Below are 15,408 nucleotides of genomic sequence, written 5' to 3'. Positions count from 1 at the left end.
ACCGCGCCCGCGGCCATGTCCGAAACCAATGAACTCCTTCAGCTGGTGCCGAAGTCCGAGGCCAAGCAGTCCATGAAGGACTTCAAGTCCGACCAGGAAGTGCGCTGGTGCCCCGGCTGCGGCGACTACGCGGTCCTCGCCGCCGTGCAGGGCTTCATGCCCGAGCTGGGTCTGGCGAAGGAGAACATCGTCTTCGTCTCCGGTATCGGCTGCTCCTCCCGTTTCCCGTACTACATGAACACCTACGGGATGCACTCGATCCACGGCCGCGCCCCGGCCATCGCCACCGGACTCGCCTCCTCCCGGCGGGACCTGAGCGTCTGGGTGGTCACCGGTGACGGCGACGCGCTCTCCATCGGCGGCAACCACCTCATCCACGCGCTGCGCCGCAATGTGAACCTGAAGATCCTGCTGTTCAACAACCGGATCTACGGGCTCACCAAGGGCCAGTACTCCCCGACCTCCGAGATCGGGAAGATCACCAAGTCGACGCCGATGGGCTCGCTGGACGCCCCCTTCAACCCGGTGTCGCTGGCCATCGGCGCGGAGGCGTCCTTCGTCGCCCGCACGGTCGACTCCGACCGCAAGCACCTCACGAGCGTGCTGCGCGCGGCGGCCGAGCATCCCGGCACGGCGCTGGTGGAGATCTACCAGAACTGCAACATCTTCAACGACGGCGCGTTCGAGGTCCTCAAGGACCGGGAGCAGGCCCAGGAGGCCGTGATCCGGCTGGAGCACGGGCAGCCGATCCTCTTCGGCACCGACAACTCCAAGGGTGTCGTGCGGGACTCGCTGACGGGTGATCTGTCGGTGGTCGCGGTCACCGAGGAGAACCGCTCGCAGATCCTCGTCCACGACGCGCACGCCGCCGGCCCGAACACCGCGTTCGCGCTGTCCCGGCTCGCCGACCCGGACACCCTGCACCACACCCCGATCGGGGTGCTGCGCAGTGTCGAACGGCCGGTCTACGACACGCAGATGGCGGAGCAGCTGGACACCGCCGTCGAGCGGGACGGCAAGGGCGACCTGGGCGCGCTGCTCGCGGGCAACGACAACTGGACCGTGGTCGGTTAGCCCGCTTCCGTACGGATCACCGCGCGCGGCCGGGGCCCCTGTTCACGGGCCCCGGCCGCGCGCTGTCGGTCGGGGCGGTCGGGAGACGGCGCGGCGGCTACTTCGGCGGGTTGAGTCTGCGGAAGTACGTCCAGCTGGTCTCGTTCGGCTCGCTCCACCTCTCCGGGGCGCGGGCGAACTCCGGGTGGTGGTCGGCGATGTAGGCGCGGGTCCGCTCGGGCACCTCGGCGTACGAGCCGAGTTTGCGGCCCCGGCAGTGGAAGGTGAGGCCGCCGGGCCGCTGTCCGCGGGCCATCCACGGGAGCCACGGTGACATCCGGGTCCACGACATGGTGGCCGGGACGCCGGGTGCCGGACCGGCCAGGTCGGCACGGTCGGCGAAGAACTGGAAGAGCTCCAGGGCCTTGTACGTGTCTCCGGCCGAGTGGACGGGGTACTGGGCCACCGGCAGCGGCGAGGCGTACGCGAGCGGGATCTCCAGGCTGAAGCAGACCTGTCCGCCGAGCTCGGTCGTCGGGATCGGGAAGGGGCGCCACTTCTGGTTCGCCGGGTCGTTCCAGACGTGCACCACCGGCAGGTCCTGCCAGGTCTCCAGGATGTCGCGGCTTGTGGGGTCCAGGTAGAAGGCGGCCTCGCGGGTGAGCAGTTGGCAGGCGTCCGGACCGGCTTCGGCGTCCTGGACCAGGCGGGCGACGTTGACCCCCTCGAAGCCGAAGACACGCCGGTAGGGCTCGTCGGGCGACCAGGCGTACACGTCTCCGGACCACCAGTAGGTGACCTCCTCGCCGTCGAGCGAGGCGCGGGTGCGGGCGAAGGACCGGAGCAGCTCTGCGGGTGTCGTCATACCGGCCACTCTGCGCGTTTCCCGCCCGGTCGGGCGGGAAACGCCCGGGCCGGCCGGCGGAAACGGCCGGAAAGCGGCGGCCAAGGTGAACAGCGCGGACCGTACGGAGAGGGCGGACCGTGCGGGGAGGGCGAGCAGTGCGGGGAAGGCGAGCAGGCAGCCGCGCCGCGCACCGCCGGAAGTGACTTCGGGGGCCGCGCGACCTTGCCGAACGGGCTGTCTTTCGGGACGTCCGGCGATTGCGGACCGGGCTCCGGCCGGCCGCCGAGCACCATGTGGCCATGACCCAGGACCCTCCGGCGTACCGAATCAAACGACATCTGCTCGGCAAACCGCTGACCACCGAGAACATCAGCCAGGAGAAGCTGAACAACCGGACGGCGCTCGGGGTGCTCGCCTCCGACTGCATCAGTTCGTCCGCGTACGGTTCCGAGGAGATGCTCCGGGTTCTCGTACCCGTCGTCGGCGCCGCCGCCTTCACGCTGATCATGCCGGTGACCTTCGCGATCCTGCTGGTACTGCTGCTGCTGACGCTCTGTTACAGCGATGTGGTGACGATCTACACCCGGGCGGGCGGGTCGTACGTCGTGGCCCGGGAGAACTTCGGGCCGAACGTCGCACAGATCGCCGCCGTGGCGCTGCTCGTCGACTACATCGTCACCGTCGCCGTGCAGGTCTCGGCCGGCACCAACGCCCTCATCTCGCTCGCCCATCTGGTCGGCAACAGCTTCACCGGCCTGGACCACCTCCAGCTCCCGGTCTCCGTCGCCGTGATCGTGATCCTCGCGTACGGGAATCTGCGCGGGGTCCGTGAGGCGGGCCGGCTCTTCGCGCTGCCCGCCTATCTCTTCATGGCCGCCGTCGGTCTGATCCTGCTCGCCTCCGCGGTGCGCGGGCTCACCGGCGGGCTGCCGCACGCCGATCTGCACGCCGACGGAGTCGTACCGCTCGGCACCCCGGGCAACGGCTGGCTCTACGGCGCCTCGCTCTTCATCGTGCTGCGCGCGTTCGCCAACGGCGGCTCGTCCCTCACCGGGCTCGAAGCGATCTCCAACGGCATCTCCGCGTTCCGTGAGCCCCAGGGCCGCAACGCCCGCCACACCCTCATCACCATGAGCGTGATCCTCGGCGTCCTGGTGCTCGGAGTCTCCACGCTGGCGCACTTCACCCATGCCGTCCCGTACACGGACGGCACGCCGACCGTCATCGCGCAGGAGGCCCATCTCGCCTTCGGCGACGGGGTCATCGGCACGGTCGGGCTGGTCTTCGTACAGCTGGCGACCGCGCTGGTCCTCTACACCGGTGCCAACACCCCGTTCACCGGTTTCCCCTACCTCGCCAGTTTCGTCGCCGAGGACCGGTTCCTGCCAAGGGTGCTGACCCGGCGCGGGCACCGCCTCGCGTTCTCGAACGGCATCGTCGCGCTGACCGTCGTCTCACTGGCGCTGTTGGTGGCGACCGGTGCCAGCGTGGACAAGCTGGTGGCGCTGTACGCGATCGGCGTGTTCACCGCGTTCACCATGGCGGGGGCCGGACTCACCGTCTACCACCTGCGGCGCCAGGACCGTTACCGCAGAATGAAGATCACGCTCAACGCGCTCGCCGCGGCCACCTCGGCCGCCGTCGTACTGATCTTCGCGGTCACCAAGTTCACCGAGGGCGCCTGGCTGGTCGTGGTGGTCTTCCCGCTCGGAGTGTGGACGCTGATGCGGATCAACCGCGAGTACCGGCGCGAGGCCGCAGCGCTCCAGGCCATCCGCGCCCCGGGCGCGGACCGGGCGGTCTACCGGCGCCATCTGGTCCTGGTCCTCGTCGAGACGCTCGACCTGGCGACGCTGATGGCGCTGCGGTACGCCCATGAGCTGCGCCCCGACGAGATCCGGGCGGTGCACTTCGCGATCGACGAGGCGTACGCCAGACGGCTGGCCGCCCGCTGGGAGGCGACGGACGCCACCGCCGTGTCGCTGGAACTGGTGGAGTGCCCCGACCGGCGGCTGCGCCACGCGATGAAGGAGCTCGCTTCCCGCTCCACCGAGGACGGGGACACCTGGCTGACGGTCCTGGTACCCCGGCGGACGTACAGAAACGTACTCGGGAAGGTGCTGCACCGGGGCACGGGCGAGAAGATGGCGAAGACGCTGACGCAACTGCCGCACGTGGTCGTGACGATCCTGCCGTTCGACGTCTCGCGTGCGCTGTCGGCGATGGAGAGGCGGCCGTAGGTCCGGCAGGACTGGCCACCGGGCGAGGCGGCAGCAGGTCCAGCAGGACCGACCACCGGCGAGGCGGCTCAGCCCGGCCGGCCGCCGGAAGCGGCCCGGCTGCCCGCGTCGTACGCCGTCCGCGCCGCGTCCACCGCGTCCAGGCGCCGCTCCGACCAGCGCGCCAGGCCCCACACCTGCTCGGCGGCCTCCCGGCCCACATCGGTGAGCGTGTAGTCCACCCGTGGCGGGATGACCGGTTTGGCGTCCCGGTCCACGAAGCCGTCGCGCTCCAGGGTCCGGAGCGTCTGCGCCAGCATCTTCTCGCTGACCCCGCCGACCTCGCGGCGCAGCTCACTGAAGCGGTACGAGCGCTCCAGCAGGGCAGCGAGCACCAGGACTCCCCAGCGGCTGGTGACGTGTTCGAGCACGCCCCGGGAAGGGCACATCGGCTCCCGCACGTTCGGCGGCGACGTGTCCGGCCGCCCGGCGTCCGAGTGTCGCTCCTCTTCCCGTTCTCGTTCCGCGTTCCTTACGCCCATGCCAGTACCTTACTTCAAAGTGCGTACTTTCTTTTGGTTAGTGCCATGCCTAAGGTGAGTAACAGAAAGCGCTAACGGAACGTAAGTACCCAAAGAGGAGCAGCACCCCATGAGCATCGTCGTCACCGGAGCCACCGGAGAGCTCGGCCGCCTCGTCATCGACCGGCTGCTGACCACCACACCCGCCGACGGCATCGCCGCCGTCGTCCGCGACAAGGAGAAGGCCGCCGGCCTCGCCGCCCGCGGCGTCGAGCTCCGGATCGCCGACTACGACCGGCCGGAGACCCTGACCGGGGCCTTCCGGGCCGGTGACCGGGTCCTGCTGATCTCCGGCAGCGAGGTCGGCAGCCGGGTCGCGCAGCACACCGCGGTCATCGACGCGGCCAAGGCGGCGGGCGTGGCGCAGCTCGCGTACACCGGCGTCCTCGGCGGCCCCGACGCGGACTTCCTGCTGGCCGCCGAACACAAGGTGACCGAGCAGCTGATCCTGGACTCCGGCCTGCCGTACACCTTCCTGCGCAACGGCTGGTACACCGAGAACTACACGGAGAACCTGGCCCCCGTCCTGGCCCACGGCGCCGTCGTGGCCAACGCGGGCGACGGCAGGGTCGCCTCCGCCACCCGCGCCGACTACGCCGCCGCGGCCGCCGCCGTGCTGACCGGCGAGGGCCATCTGGGCAGGGCCTACGAGCTGAGCGGCGATGTCGCCTGGTCGCTCGCGGAGTACGCCGCCGAGGTCGCCAGGGCCTCCGGCAAGGAGATCGTCCACAAGGACGTCCCGGCCGCCGTGCACCAGGAGATCCTGGTCGGCGCCGGTCTGCCCGCCGACTTCGCCGCGATCCTCGTGGACGTGGACGAGGCGGTGCGGCGCGGGCTGCTGGCCGGTACCGGCGGCGACCTGGCCCGGCTGATCGGCCGCCCGACGACCCCGCTCGCCGAGACCGTCGCGGCAGCGGTCGCCGCTTCGTAGCGAAATGCCCGCGGCAGGGCGCGCGACGGGCCACCGAGCCCGGTGTCATGACCGTCTGGCGATACGGCAATGACACCGGGCCCGGTGGGCGCTACCGTCGTCAGGTTGACGGAGCGTCGACGCGCATCTGCCAGGAGGGCCCGTGAAGGGGACAAATGAACAGCGGGCCGGGCTCCTGTCCGGATTCGCCGCCTACGGCCTGTGGGGTCTGGTCCCGCTCTTCTGGCCCCTGCTGAAACCGTCCGGCGCGGTCGAGATCCTCGCCCACCGCATGGTCTGGTCGCTCGCCGTCGTCGGCGTCGCACTCCTCGTACTGCGCCGCTGGTCCTGGGTGGGCGAGCTGCTGCGACAGCCGCGGAAGCTGGCGCTGATCACCGTCGCCTCGGTCGTGATCAGCATCAACTGGGGCCTGTACATCTGGTCCGTGAACCACGGCCATGTCGTCGAGGCCTCCCTCGGCTACTTCATCAATCCGCTGGTCACCATAGCCATGGGCGTCCTGCTCCTGGGCGAACGGCTGCGCCCCGCGCAGTGGGTGGCGGTCGGCACCGGCGCGGCATCGGTGCTCGTCCTGGCGATCGGCTACGGGCAGCCGCCCTGGATCTCGCTGGTCCTGGCGTTGTCCTTCGCGACGTACGGCCTGATGAAGAAGAAGGTCAACATGGGCGGCCTGGAGTCGCTCGCGGCCGAGACCGCGGTGGTGTTCGTGCCCGCGCTCGGCTATCTGCTGTGGCTGGGTGCGCGGGGCGAGTCGACCTTCGCCTCCGCGGGCGCCGGTCACGCGGCCCTGCTCGCCGCGACGGGGGTGGTGACGGCCGGGCCGCTGATCCTGTTCGGGACCGCGGCGATCCGCGTACCGCTTTCCACCCTCGGCCTGCTCCAGTATCTGGCGCCGGTCTTCCAGTTCCTCCTCGGGATCGTGTACTTCCACGAGGCGATGCCGCCGGAGCGGTGGGCCGGCTTCGGCCTGGTCTGGCTGGCACTCACGCTGCTGACCTGGGACGCGCTGCGGACGGCGCGCCGCACGAAAATGCAGGCGCTGGCCGCGCGGCAGGCCGCGGCGAAGGCGGCCGAGCCGGTCGAGCCCGCCGCGGACGATTCCGCTTCCCCTTCCGCGGCGAAGGCCCAGACGCCATAACCCACACCCTGAAATTATTTACTCGGTTGCGTTTCTGACTCGGTTGCGTTTTCATGGTTCTCAACGGAACCGGCAACCGAGGAGTACGCATGCCCAAGCCCCCGACCACCGTGCTGATCACAGGATCCGGGCCGACCGGTCTGACCCTGGCCATCGATCTGGCCCGGCGGGGCATCGGCGTACGGATCATCGACAAGTCCCCGCAGTTCCCGCGCAGCTCCCGGGCCAAGGGCCCCAACCCGCGGTCCCTGGAGGTCCTGGAGGACCTCGGCGTCGTCGACGAGGTGCTGGCCGCCGGATCGGCGCCGCTGCCGATGCGCAAGTACCGCGGCGGAGTGGTGATCGCCGACGCCGATCCGTACGCGGCGACCCGCCCGACGCCGGACGCCCCCTACGACCGCCCGTGGCTGATCGCCCAGTGGCGGCTGGAGGAGATCCTGCGCGCCCGGCTCGCGGAGTACGGCGTACGGGTCGAGCTCGGCGCCGAGCTCGTGGGGCTGGCCCAGGGCGACGACTCGGTGACGGCGACCCTGGCCGGCGGCCGGGAGATCGAGGCCGGCTACGTGGTGGGCTGCGACGGCGCCCACAGCGCGGTGCGCAAGCTGCTCGGCGTCCCGTTCGAGGGGAAGACGGACGAGGGGCAGGCGATGGTCTGCGGCGACGTCGAGGCGGAGGGCCCGGACCGCGGCATCTGGCACCAGTGGTTCGACGAGGACGGCGGCGTGATGCTCTGCCCGATCCCCGGCACCCGGTCGGGCTGGTGGTTCCAGGCCGCCCCCGAGACGGACACCGCCGGCCGCCCCGTACCCCCGTCGCTGGAGAGCTTCCAACGGCTCTTCGCCAAGCACTCCGGACTGCCCGGCGGCCATCTGTCGCGGGCCACCCTGCTCTCCACGTACCGGGTCAACGAGCGCATGGCGGACCGCTACCGGGTGGGCCGGGTGTTCCTGGCCGGTGACGCCGCGCATGTGCACTCCATCGCGGGCGGGCTGGGCATGAACACCGGCATCCAGGACGCGTACAACCTGGGCTGGAAGCTGGCCCGGGTCGCCACCGGCCGGGCGGCGCCGCAGCTGCTCGACACGTACGAGGAGGAGCGGCTGCCGATCGCCGCCCACACCCTGGACATCACCGCGGAGCGGCTGCGGGCCACGCTGGAGGCCATCAAGGAGCCGGGCGGCGGCCTGGACTCGGCGGTCACCCCGCAGACCTACGGCCTGGGCAACGGCTACCGCTGGAGCTCCCTGGCCCCCGCCGGCGGCACCGCCCGGCTGCGCGCGGGCGACCGCGCGCCGGACGCACCCTGCCGCGACACGGCCACCGGAGCGCCCCGCCGGCTGTTCGAGGCCTTCGCCGGACCGCACTTCACCCTGCTCGGCTTCGGCGCGGGCACCGCACAGACCCTCCGGGAGGCGACCGCGGCACACGGCGACGAGCTGCGGGCGTACGCGGTGGACCCGGCGGACGGCACGGGCGGGGGCGCGCCGCACGGGCTGGCCGACGACGACGGCCGGGCCCGCTCGGCGTACTGCGTCGGGCCGGACGAGGACGTGCTGGTACTGATCCGGCCGGACAACCACGTGGGCCTGATCGCCGCGGCCGGGGACCGTCCGGCCGTCGGGGAGTACCTGAAGGGCGCGGCATTGGAGCGAGCTTGAGCGAGTCACAGCGGGCATCCTCGCGATGACCCGCTGCTTATATTTTCCTCACATCTTATGACCCGATCTCTGCGTACCTCCCGGGCGTCCCGCACGCTTCTGCGCACCGCGACCGCCACCGCCGCACTCTCCGCCGTGTCCGTCCTCGCCTGCGGAATCGCTCCCACCGCGGTCGCGGACGACACCGTGCAGGTGGTCCACCAGGACGGGCTCGGGCCGAACGGCCCCTGGCTCCGCCTCCAGGAGACGACCCCCGACCGGGAGCCGGGCGTCCAGGAGGTCTCCCCGAAGCCCGACCCGGTCCATCTGAACGGCAGCCTGCGGCTGGCCATCGCGGCCGGGCAGCAGGCCCAGGCCGCCCACTACTTCAACGCGACCTGGACGCCGGAACCGATGCAGCCGCTGCTGAACGGGGGCGTCTCGTACTGGGCGTACACGGCGTCCGAGGGCTCCAGCGTCACGAACATCGGCGCCAACCTCCAGCTCCCGGCGTCCTGCGGGGGCTTCACCACCCTGTCGTTCGAGCCCGGCAACAACACGGATGTGCAGGGCGCGGCGCTGAAGCCGGACACCTGGCAGAAGTACCGGCTCACCGGCAGCTCCGTGATGCGGACCTCGCGCGCCGTGGCGGGCGTCCCGGCGGGCGCGGACGCTCCGCTGTCGCACTTCGTCACGGCGTGCGAGGGGGCGTACGGGGTGATCGCCGACATCGGCCGGCTCGGCGACCCGAACGGCACGCTGAACACCTACGTCGACAACATCACCGCCAAGGGCACCACCTGGGACTTCGCCGTCACCGGCCGGGCGTCGGCGGCGCTCACGGTCGCCGAGGAGATCAGGGCGGGAGGCGACCCCCGTCCGGCCGACGCCTCCTACAGCGACCCGGCGGACGGCCCCGAGTACCAGGGCATCGGCACGCGTCTGACGCTCAAGGGACCGGCGGGCCTCCGGGCGGACCAGCTGACCGTCATGTCCGAGGGCTCCGAAGTCCCCCTGACCCGGCTGCCGAACGGAACGTTCACCGGCGAACTGCACACCAGCCTCCGGGCGGGCGCCACGCTGGAGCCGGGCGGAAAGGCGGGTGCCGCGTTCACCCTGGCCGCCGCGAAGGGTGCGCCGACAGGCCGGCTCGACGTGACGACCGAACTGACCGTCACCGTCGACGGCACCGACGGTCCGGTGCGCACGGGCGTGAGCGCCACGGACCACAGCCGGATCACGGCCGGCACCAAGCCCAGCCCCTCGCCCTCCCCCACGCACCCCCACCCCGGTGGCGGACAAGGCCACTGGGGCGGCAACCACGGCAGCGGCGGCTCACCCGCCCAGCCGAACGGCCCGGTCGACACGGGTGACGGCACCACCGCCCTGACCGCCTCCGGCGCCGACGGCCTCTCCGACCCCGGCCTGGCGATCGGCGCGGCCGGGCTGCTGGCGGCGGTGGCCGCCACCGTCGGCAGCCTCCGCGCGGCGCGGGGCCGACGCGGCTGAGCTCCCGCACACCACGGGAACGGCCGCCCCGGCGGCCGCTCCCGCGCCCGACCGGGCCGATCCCGGCCGCCGCAGGTCCGGGCAGACCGAGAGCGTCACCGCGCCCGAACACCGATTCGAGCCCAGTGTGGGGCCGGCCGACCAATAATCGAGCCATGCCTCTTGACTGGAAGATCGTCATCGACGCCGGCGACCCGCACGCCCAGGCCGGATTCTGGTCCGCCGCCCTCGGCTACGAGATCGAGGACAACAGCCCCCTGGTGGAACGCCTCCTGGAACTCGGAGCCGTACCGGAGGCGATCACGACGACCGCGCACGGCCGGAAGGCCTGGCTCGACCTGGCGGCGGCCCGGCACCCGGACGACCCGTACGAGCAGGAGAGCGGCACGGGCCTCGGGCGCCGACTGCTCTTCCAGCGCGTCCCCGAGCCCAAGTCGGTGAAGAACCGCCTCCACCTGGACGTGCACGCCGGGCCGGAGCGCCGCGAGGCGGAGGTGGCCCGGCTGGAGGGGCTGGGCGCGAAGGTGCTCCGCGAGGTCGCGGAACCGGGGGGGACATGGACGGTGCTCAGCGACCCGGAGGGCAACGAGTTCTGCGTGCAGTAGGCGCGTGCGGGACGGCAACGATGCCACCCCGCACAACACTGGCCGGGCGAGGGCCCGCCTTGGTCGCCCGGCAGTCGCGGAGTCACGCACGAGCGAGCATCCGGACAGGTGCCGGGGCGAGCAGGGGACGGCGGCTAGGGCGTACCAGCACGTCTCGTCGCGTACCGGGAACAGCTACCGGAGACCCGCCGCGAGCCGGTACGGCGCGTGATCGTTCAAGGGCCGCCCCACCACGCGGCACGCGGTGGGGCTTCGTGCTGCCGCCCGGAACCGCTCACCCCGTCGGCTCACGTCCTCGTACGGCGGCAACGGCCTCAACCGCTCATGACCGCGGCTTCCACTCCTCGGACAGCAGCCCCAGAACGACCTCGTCCGCGAATGCGCCGTACACCCATGCCGAGCGGCGCAGGGTGCCCTCCAGGGTGAATCCGGACCTGGTCGCCGCCTTGATCATCGGAAGGTTGTCCGAGAGGGTCTCGATCTGCAGCCGCTGCAGCCCCCGCACCACGAATCCGTAGTCGCACAGTGCGCGCACGACGTCGGTGCCGAGGTTGCGGCCCCGGAAGTCCGGCCGCAGCGAGATCCCCAGGTGCGCCGTCCTGTTGTGGCTGTCAATGCCCCACAACAGCGCTTCACCGGCCAGTTCCCGCGCGGACAGCTCGACCACCGAGAAGCACGCCGCTTCGTCGGAGGGTTCGGCGATCGTGTAGGGGGAGTGCGTCGATCCCGGCGCGATGGGCTGCCACGGGCGGGAATCGGCGCGTGAGCGCGTCACCACGTCGTCGTACAGCTCGGACTGGAGGACCTGGACGTCACTTTCGTGGCGGGCTCGAAGCCCGATGCTTCCGCTGCGTATCACCCGGCAGTCCTATCCGCTGGGCCGCGGCCGGACAATCCAATTACGCGACCGGCCGCCGCGGGCGAGGCCCTGGGCGGGTCCGTTCCCACCGGGGAAGCGGGACCAAGGGCTCCTCGTCGGCCCCGCTCCCCCGGCGGATGCCTGGACCCGACCGTTTACCCTCGCCCCATGCCTCTCCCGCCCGCATACGCCCTCGTCGCCACGGACCTGGACGGCACCCTGCTGCGCCGGGACGACACCGTGAGCCCCCGCACCCGCGCCGCGCTCGGCCTCGCCGCTGCCGCCGGGTCCCGGCACCTGGTGGTCACCGGCCGACCGGTGCCGGGCGTACGGGAGTTGTTCGCGCAGCTGGGGTACCGGGGGCTCGCGGTGTGCGGGCAGGGAACTCAGGTGTACGACGCCGGGGCGGGACGCATGATCCGGGCGGTCGGCCTCGACCGCGAGGCGGCCGCCACCGCGCTCGGCAAGATAGAGGCCCAGGTGGGGCAGGTCTTCGCGGCGGTGGACCAGGACGGGGCCGACGGCCGCACCCTGACGGAGCCGGGCTATCTGATGCCGCACCCCGCACTGCCGGCCCACCGGGCGCTCCACCGCGACGAGTTGTGGGCCGCTCCGGTCATCAAGGTGCTGATCCGCCACCCGGAGCTCGACGACGACGCGCTGGCGGCCGCCGCCCACGCGGCCGTCGGGGATCTGGCGACCGTCACACTGTCCGGGCCGGGCACGGTCGAGCTCCAGCCGTACGGCATCGACAAGGGCGCCGGGATCGCACTCGCCGCCGAGCACCTGGGGCTGGACCCGGCGACCGCGATCGCCTTCGGCGACATGCCGAACGACCTGCCGATGTTCCGCAGTTGCGGGTACGGGGTGGCGATGGCCAACGCCCATCCACTCCTTCGGGCCGCGGCCGACGAGGTGACCCTGTCCCACGAGGACGACGGGGTCGCGGTGGTCCTGGAGCGGGTCTTCGGCTGAACGGCACCCGATCCGCACTCGCCCTCGGCGCAGGGTCCGCGAAGAGCGGGCTCCGGGCACCGAGAAGGGTTCGGCGGCACCGGTGTCCGCCGACGGTCGCAAGCGCGTGTCAGGACCGGGCCGTATCGGAACGGTCCTCGTCGGGGCCGTCGTTGCCGGTGATCATCCGGAGCGTCTGCGGTGACCGGGCCGCGTACTCGCCGAGCAGATGTGCGCGGGTGTCCGGCCGAACCGCACCCCCACCGCCGGCGTCAGCCGGCCACCGCCCCCAGTGCCCGCAGCACGTGATCGACCAGCGACGCCACCGCATCCGCCCCCTGCATCGGCTTGCGCAGCAGATGGCGGTAGTAGACCGGGCCGTAGAGCATCTCGACCCCCAGCCGCAGATCCGCGCCGGGCGGGATCTGGCCCTGTTCCTGGGCGCTGCGCAGCCGGGCGACCACCGCTTCGTAGCGGGGCTCGATCAGTTGGGTGCGAACCGCTTCGGCCAACTCGTCGTCGTGGTGGACCTCGGAGAGAATTCCGGCGTAGGCGGGACCGTAGGGCGGTATGGAGAGCACGCCGACCGCGCCCGTCACATGGGATCGCAGGTCCGTGGCGATGTCATCGGTGTCGGCGGTCGGGGTGGCCAGGAGCAGCGCCTCCGTGAACGCCTCCAGCAGCACTGCGCTCTTGGACGGCCACCAGCGGTAGATCGTCTTCTTGCTGACACCCGCCCGCGCCGCGATGGCCTCGACGGTGACGCGGCCGTAGCCCTTCTCCGTGCAGAGATCGAGGGCGGCTTCCAGGGTCGCCCTGCGTGAGCTCTCGCTGCGGCGCGATGAACTCGGCGATGTGCTCATTCGGTGAGCATAGGGCCGTTCGAGTCCATCCTTGTTGACAGTCCGTCGCCCGAAGTCGAACAATGCTCAGGCGGAAACGGAACGTAGCGTGTCGTGTCGTTCCGTTCATTCGCACCGTTCGTGCCGTTCGTGCCGCGACGAGCCGATCGGGGGACGGCTCGCCCGGCCGACGGTACGGGTGAGGGAGCCGGTCCCGTCCCGGTCAGGCGGTGATGTCCTTCGCCGTGAAACGCGCCCAGGCGGCCGAGCCGAACACCAGCGCGTACAGCCCCTGGAGCTCGAGGTTCTTCACCAGGTCGTCCCAGTAGACGGGGGCGCGCAGCAGGTCCGCGAAGGACAGCCAGTAGTGCGGGAAGAGGTACGGGTGAATCCCGTGCAGCTGCGGAATGGTGTCCACGATCTGCACTGTGATCAGCAGTCCGACCGTCGCCGCCATGGCCGCGATGCCGCTGTTGGTGAGGGTCGAGACGAACAGTCCGAGCGCCGCGAAGCCGATCAGTGACGCCGCGACCGCCACCGCGATGACCACCGCTCTCAACAGGCCCTCGCCGAAGCCGATCCGGGTGCCGGAGATCGTCGTGACGTCGCCGACGGGGAACAGCAGCGTGCCCACGGCCAGCGCGGACGCCGCCACGACCAGCGTAGCGATCAGGCAGAAGGCCAGCGTGGTGGCGTACTTGGCGAGCAGCAGCCGGGTCCGGCCGGCCGGGGCGACGAGCAGATAGCGCAGCGTTCCCGCGTTGGCCTCGCCCGCGACGGAGTCGCCCGCGATGACGCCCACCGCCATCGGGAGGAAGACCGGGAGCGTGGCGGCGAGGGAGGCGAACACCAGGAAGAGGCCGTTGTTCGTCACCTGGGAGAGGAACGCGGGCCCGGCCCCGCCCCCGCCGGGACCGGGCGACGAGCCGCCGGCCGTCTCGACCCGCACCGCGACGCCGATGAGTACGGGGACGGCGGCCAGCACCCCGAGCAGGGCGATGGTGCGCCAGCGGCGCAGGGTGGTGGTCAGTTCGGAGCGCAGGATGCCGAGCGTCCACAACGGATTGCGCCGCAGCGGGTGGGCCTCCTCGCGTGTCAGTTCAGCCTGCGACATCGAATCCCTCTCCGGTGAGCGCGACGAAAGCATCCTCCAGCGAGGCCCGTTCCACGCCGAAGGACCTGACCCGTACCCCGCCGTGCACCAGGGCCGTGTTCAGGTCGGCGAGTTCGACGGAGCCGGGTGGGGCGTCGGCCCGCACCCGGTCGCCGTCGAGGGTGAGGCCGGTGACGCCGCGCTCCTTCAGGATGCGGGCGGCGTCGGCCGGGTCCGGGGTGGTGACGGCGAGCCGGCCCCGGGTGCCTGCCGCGAGATCGGCGACCGGGCCCTGGGTGAGCAGCCGGCCCCGTGCCATGACCGCCGCATGCGTGCAGACCTGCTCGATCTCGTCCAGGAGGTGGGAGGAGAGGAACACCGTGGTGCCCTCGGCCGCCAGTTCCCGGACCAGGGTGCGGATCTCCCGCATGCCCTGCGGGTCCAGGCCGTTGGTCGGCTCGTCCAGGACGAGGAGCCGGCGGGGCCGGAGCAGGGCGGCGGCGAGGCCGAGCCGCTGCTTCATGCCCAGCGAGTACGCCCGCGCCTTCTTGCCGCCCGCGGCGGCCAGGCCGACCCGGTCCAGGGCCTGGTCCACGCGGGCGCGGCGGGTGCGCGGATCGGCGGTCGGGTCGGCGCAGTCGTAGCGCACGAGGTTGTCCCGGCCGCTCAGGAATCCGTACAGCGCGGGCCCCTCGATCAGCGTCCCGACGTGCGGGAGCACGGTGCGCGCCGCGTCCGGCATGGGGCGGCCCAGGACCCTTGCCGTGCCGGACGTCGGGTCGATCAGCCCCATCAGCATCCGGATGGTGGTGGTCTTCCCGGAGCCGTTGGGGCCGAGGAAGCCGAAGACGCTGCCGCCGGGAACGGTGAGGTCGAGCCCGTCGACGGCGAGCTGGCCGCCCCGGTATCGCTTGGTCAGGCCCCGGGTCTCGATCACGGGCGCGGCCTCCCCCGCAGGCGGAGCGCTCACGGTCCCGGGGCCGGTCACGGACTCGGACTCAGCCACGGGCTCGGGGTCGGTCCCGGGGCCGGGGCCGGTCAAGGACTCGGTCATGCGTACTCCCCATGGGTTCGCCTGAGCGGACTCGCCGGAACGGCCGTGGATCGCGTCCGCCCCGCCGTACGGAGGCTACGGCGGGG

The 15,408-nt window shown here is 71.8% G+C and carries 14 protein-coding genes; 8 read left to right on the top strand and 6 right to left on the bottom strand.

All coding sequences use genetic code 11. The features are described 5' to 3' along the window. The first annotated feature begins 15 nt into the window (after positions 1-15). Positions 16-1,074 (top strand): 2-oxoacid:ferredoxin oxidoreductase subunit beta, encoded by a 1,059-nt coding sequence (locus FHX80_RS17555; protein WP_145767359.1) that lies wholly within the window; start codon positions 16-18, stop codon positions 1,072-1,074. Between the two features lie 97 nt (positions 1,075-1,171). Here FHX80_RS17555 and FHX80_RS17550 read toward each other — a convergent pair whose 3' ends face one another. Next, positions 1,172-1,918 (bottom strand): DUF1838 family protein, encoded by a 747-nt coding sequence (locus FHX80_RS17550; protein ID WP_145765049.1) that lies wholly within the window; start codon positions 1,916-1,918, stop codon positions 1,172-1,174. A 281-nt stretch (positions 1,919-2,199) separates the two neighbouring features. On the opposite strand from FHX80_RS17550, the gene FHX80_RS17545 reads away from it, so the two are divergent. Beyond that, entirely contained in the window at positions 2,200-4,140 is a 1,941-nt protein-coding gene (locus tag FHX80_RS17545) for an APC family permease (RefSeq protein ID WP_145765048.1), read from the top strand. 68 nt (positions 4,141-4,208) lie between these two features. Here FHX80_RS17545 and FHX80_RS17540 read toward each other — a convergent pair whose 3' ends face one another. Beyond that, entirely contained in the window at positions 4,209-4,568 is a 360-nt protein-coding gene (locus FHX80_RS17540; protein WP_244318596.1) for a winged helix-turn-helix transcriptional regulator, read from the bottom strand. Positions 4,569-4,770: 202 nt separating this feature from the next. On the opposite strand from FHX80_RS17540, the gene FHX80_RS17535 reads away from it, so the two are divergent. From FHX80_RS17535 to FHX80_RS17515, 5 genes are all read left to right on the top strand, one after another. After that, positions 4,771-5,631, top strand: a complete 861-nt coding sequence (locus FHX80_RS17535; RefSeq protein ID WP_145765046.1) for an SDR family oxidoreductase — start codon at positions 4,771-4,773, stop codon at positions 5,629-5,631. A gap of 142 nt (positions 5,632-5,773) precedes the next feature. Next, complete coding sequence (gene rarD, locus FHX80_RS17530; protein WP_145765045.1) at positions 5,774-6,769, top strand: EamA family transporter RarD; 996 nt, start codon at positions 5,774-5,776, stop codon at positions 6,767-6,769. Positions 6,770-6,858: 89 nt separating this feature from the next. Next, on the top strand, positions 6,859-8,427 hold the full coding sequence (locus FHX80_RS17525; protein ID WP_145765044.1) for an FAD-dependent monooxygenase: 1,569 nt from the start codon (positions 6,859-6,861) through the stop codon (positions 8,425-8,427). Between the two features lie 57 nt (positions 8,428-8,484). After that, positions 8,485-9,915 (top strand): hypothetical protein, encoded by a 1,431-nt coding sequence (locus FHX80_RS17520; RefSeq protein ID WP_145765043.1) that lies wholly within the window; start codon positions 8,485-8,487, stop codon positions 9,913-9,915. Between the two features lie 155 nt (positions 9,916-10,070). After that, entirely contained in the window at positions 10,071-10,520 is a 450-nt protein-coding gene (locus FHX80_RS17515) for a VOC family protein (protein ID WP_145765042.1), read from the top strand. Positions 10,521-10,842: 322 nt separating this feature from the next. Here FHX80_RS17515 and FHX80_RS17510 read toward each other — a convergent pair whose 3' ends face one another. Next, on the bottom strand, positions 10,843-11,379 hold the full coding sequence (locus tag FHX80_RS17510) for a GNAT family N-acetyltransferase (RefSeq protein ID WP_145765041.1): 537 nt from the start codon (positions 11,377-11,379) through the stop codon (positions 10,843-10,845). Positions 11,380-11,547: 168 nt separating this feature from the next. On the opposite strand from FHX80_RS17510, the gene FHX80_RS17505 reads away from it, so the two are divergent. Continuing rightward, positions 11,548-12,354 (top strand): HAD family hydrolase, encoded by an 807-nt coding sequence (locus tag FHX80_RS17505; protein WP_145765040.1) that lies wholly within the window; start codon positions 11,548-11,550, stop codon positions 12,352-12,354. Between the two features lie 251 nt (positions 12,355-12,605). On the opposite strand, the gene FHX80_RS17500 is transcribed toward FHX80_RS17505, so the two are convergent. The 3 genes from FHX80_RS17500 to FHX80_RS17490 all read right to left on the bottom strand — a co-directional run bounded on the left by FHX80_RS17500 (position 12,606) and on the right by FHX80_RS17490 (position 15,322). After that, complete coding sequence (locus FHX80_RS17500) at positions 12,606-13,196, bottom strand: TetR/AcrR family transcriptional regulator (RefSeq protein ID WP_145765039.1); 591 nt, start codon at positions 13,194-13,196, stop codon at positions 12,606-12,608. 202 nt (positions 13,197-13,398) lie between these two features. After that, positions 13,399-14,289: an ABC transporter permease gene (locus FHX80_RS17495; RefSeq protein WP_145765038.1), complete on the bottom strand. Its 891-nt coding sequence runs from the start codon at positions 14,287-14,289 to the stop codon at positions 13,399-13,401. After that, positions 14,276-15,322: an ABC transporter ATP-binding protein gene (locus FHX80_RS17490; RefSeq protein ID WP_244318317.1), complete on the bottom strand. Its 1,047-nt coding sequence runs from the start codon at positions 15,320-15,322 to the stop codon at positions 14,276-14,278. Before FHX80_RS17490 ends, FHX80_RS17495 begins: the two co-directional genes overlap by 14 nt. Positions 15,323-15,408 lie beyond the last annotated feature (86 nt).

Source organism: Streptomyces brevispora (genome assembly GCF_007829885.1).
In the GTDB taxonomy this organism is placed as follows: Bacteria; Actinomycetota; Actinomycetes; order Streptomycetales; family Streptomycetaceae; genus Streptomyces; species Streptomyces brevispora.
This window is presented reverse-complemented; position numbering and strand designations above follow the sequence as displayed.

Bases quoted from the DNA above. Each gene is read 5' to 3' on its own strand.
- FHX80_RS17495 (WP_145765038.1), bottom strand. From the start codon at position 14,289: ATGTCGCAGGCTGAACTGACACGCGAGGAGGCCCACCCGCTGCGGCGC.
- FHX80_RS17555 (WP_145767359.1), top strand. From the start codon at position 16: ATGTCCGAAACCAATGAACTCCTTCAGCTGGTGCCGAAGTCCGAGGCC.
- FHX80_RS17525 (WP_145765044.1), top strand. From the start codon at position 6,859: ATGCCCAAGCCCCCGACCACCGTGCTGATCACAGGATCCGGGCCGACC.
- FHX80_RS17505 (WP_145765040.1), top strand. From the start codon at position 11,548: ATGCCTCTCCCGCCCGCATACGCCCTCGTCGCCACGGACCTGGACGGC.
- FHX80_RS17515 (WP_145765042.1), top strand. From the start codon at position 10,071: ATGCCTCTTGACTGGAAGATCGTCATCGACGCCGGCGACCCGCACGCC.
- FHX80_RS17520 (WP_145765043.1), top strand. From the start codon at position 8,485: ATGACCCGATCTCTGCGTACCTCCCGGGCGTCCCGCACGCTTCTGCGC.
- FHX80_RS17550 (WP_145765049.1), bottom strand. From the start codon at position 1,918: ATGACGACACCCGCAGAGCTGCTCCGGTCCTTCGCCCGCACCCGCGCC.
- FHX80_RS17540 (WP_244318596.1), bottom strand. From the start codon at position 4,568: ATGTGCCCTTCCCGGGGCGTGCTCGAACACGTCACCAGCCGCTGGGGA.
- FHX80_RS17500 (WP_145765039.1), bottom strand. From the start codon at position 13,196: ATGAGCACATCGCCGAGTTCATCGCGCCGCAGCGAGAGCTCACGCAGG.
- FHX80_RS17535 (WP_145765046.1), top strand. From the start codon at position 4,771: ATGAGCATCGTCGTCACCGGAGCCACCGGAGAGCTCGGCCGCCTCGTC.
- FHX80_RS17490 (WP_244318317.1), bottom strand. From the start codon at position 15,322: ATGACCGAGTCCTTGACCGGCCCCGGCCCCGGGACCGACCCCGAGCCC.
- FHX80_RS17545 (WP_145765048.1), top strand. From the start codon at position 2,200: ATGACCCAGGACCCTCCGGCGTACCGAATCAAACGACATCTGCTCGGC.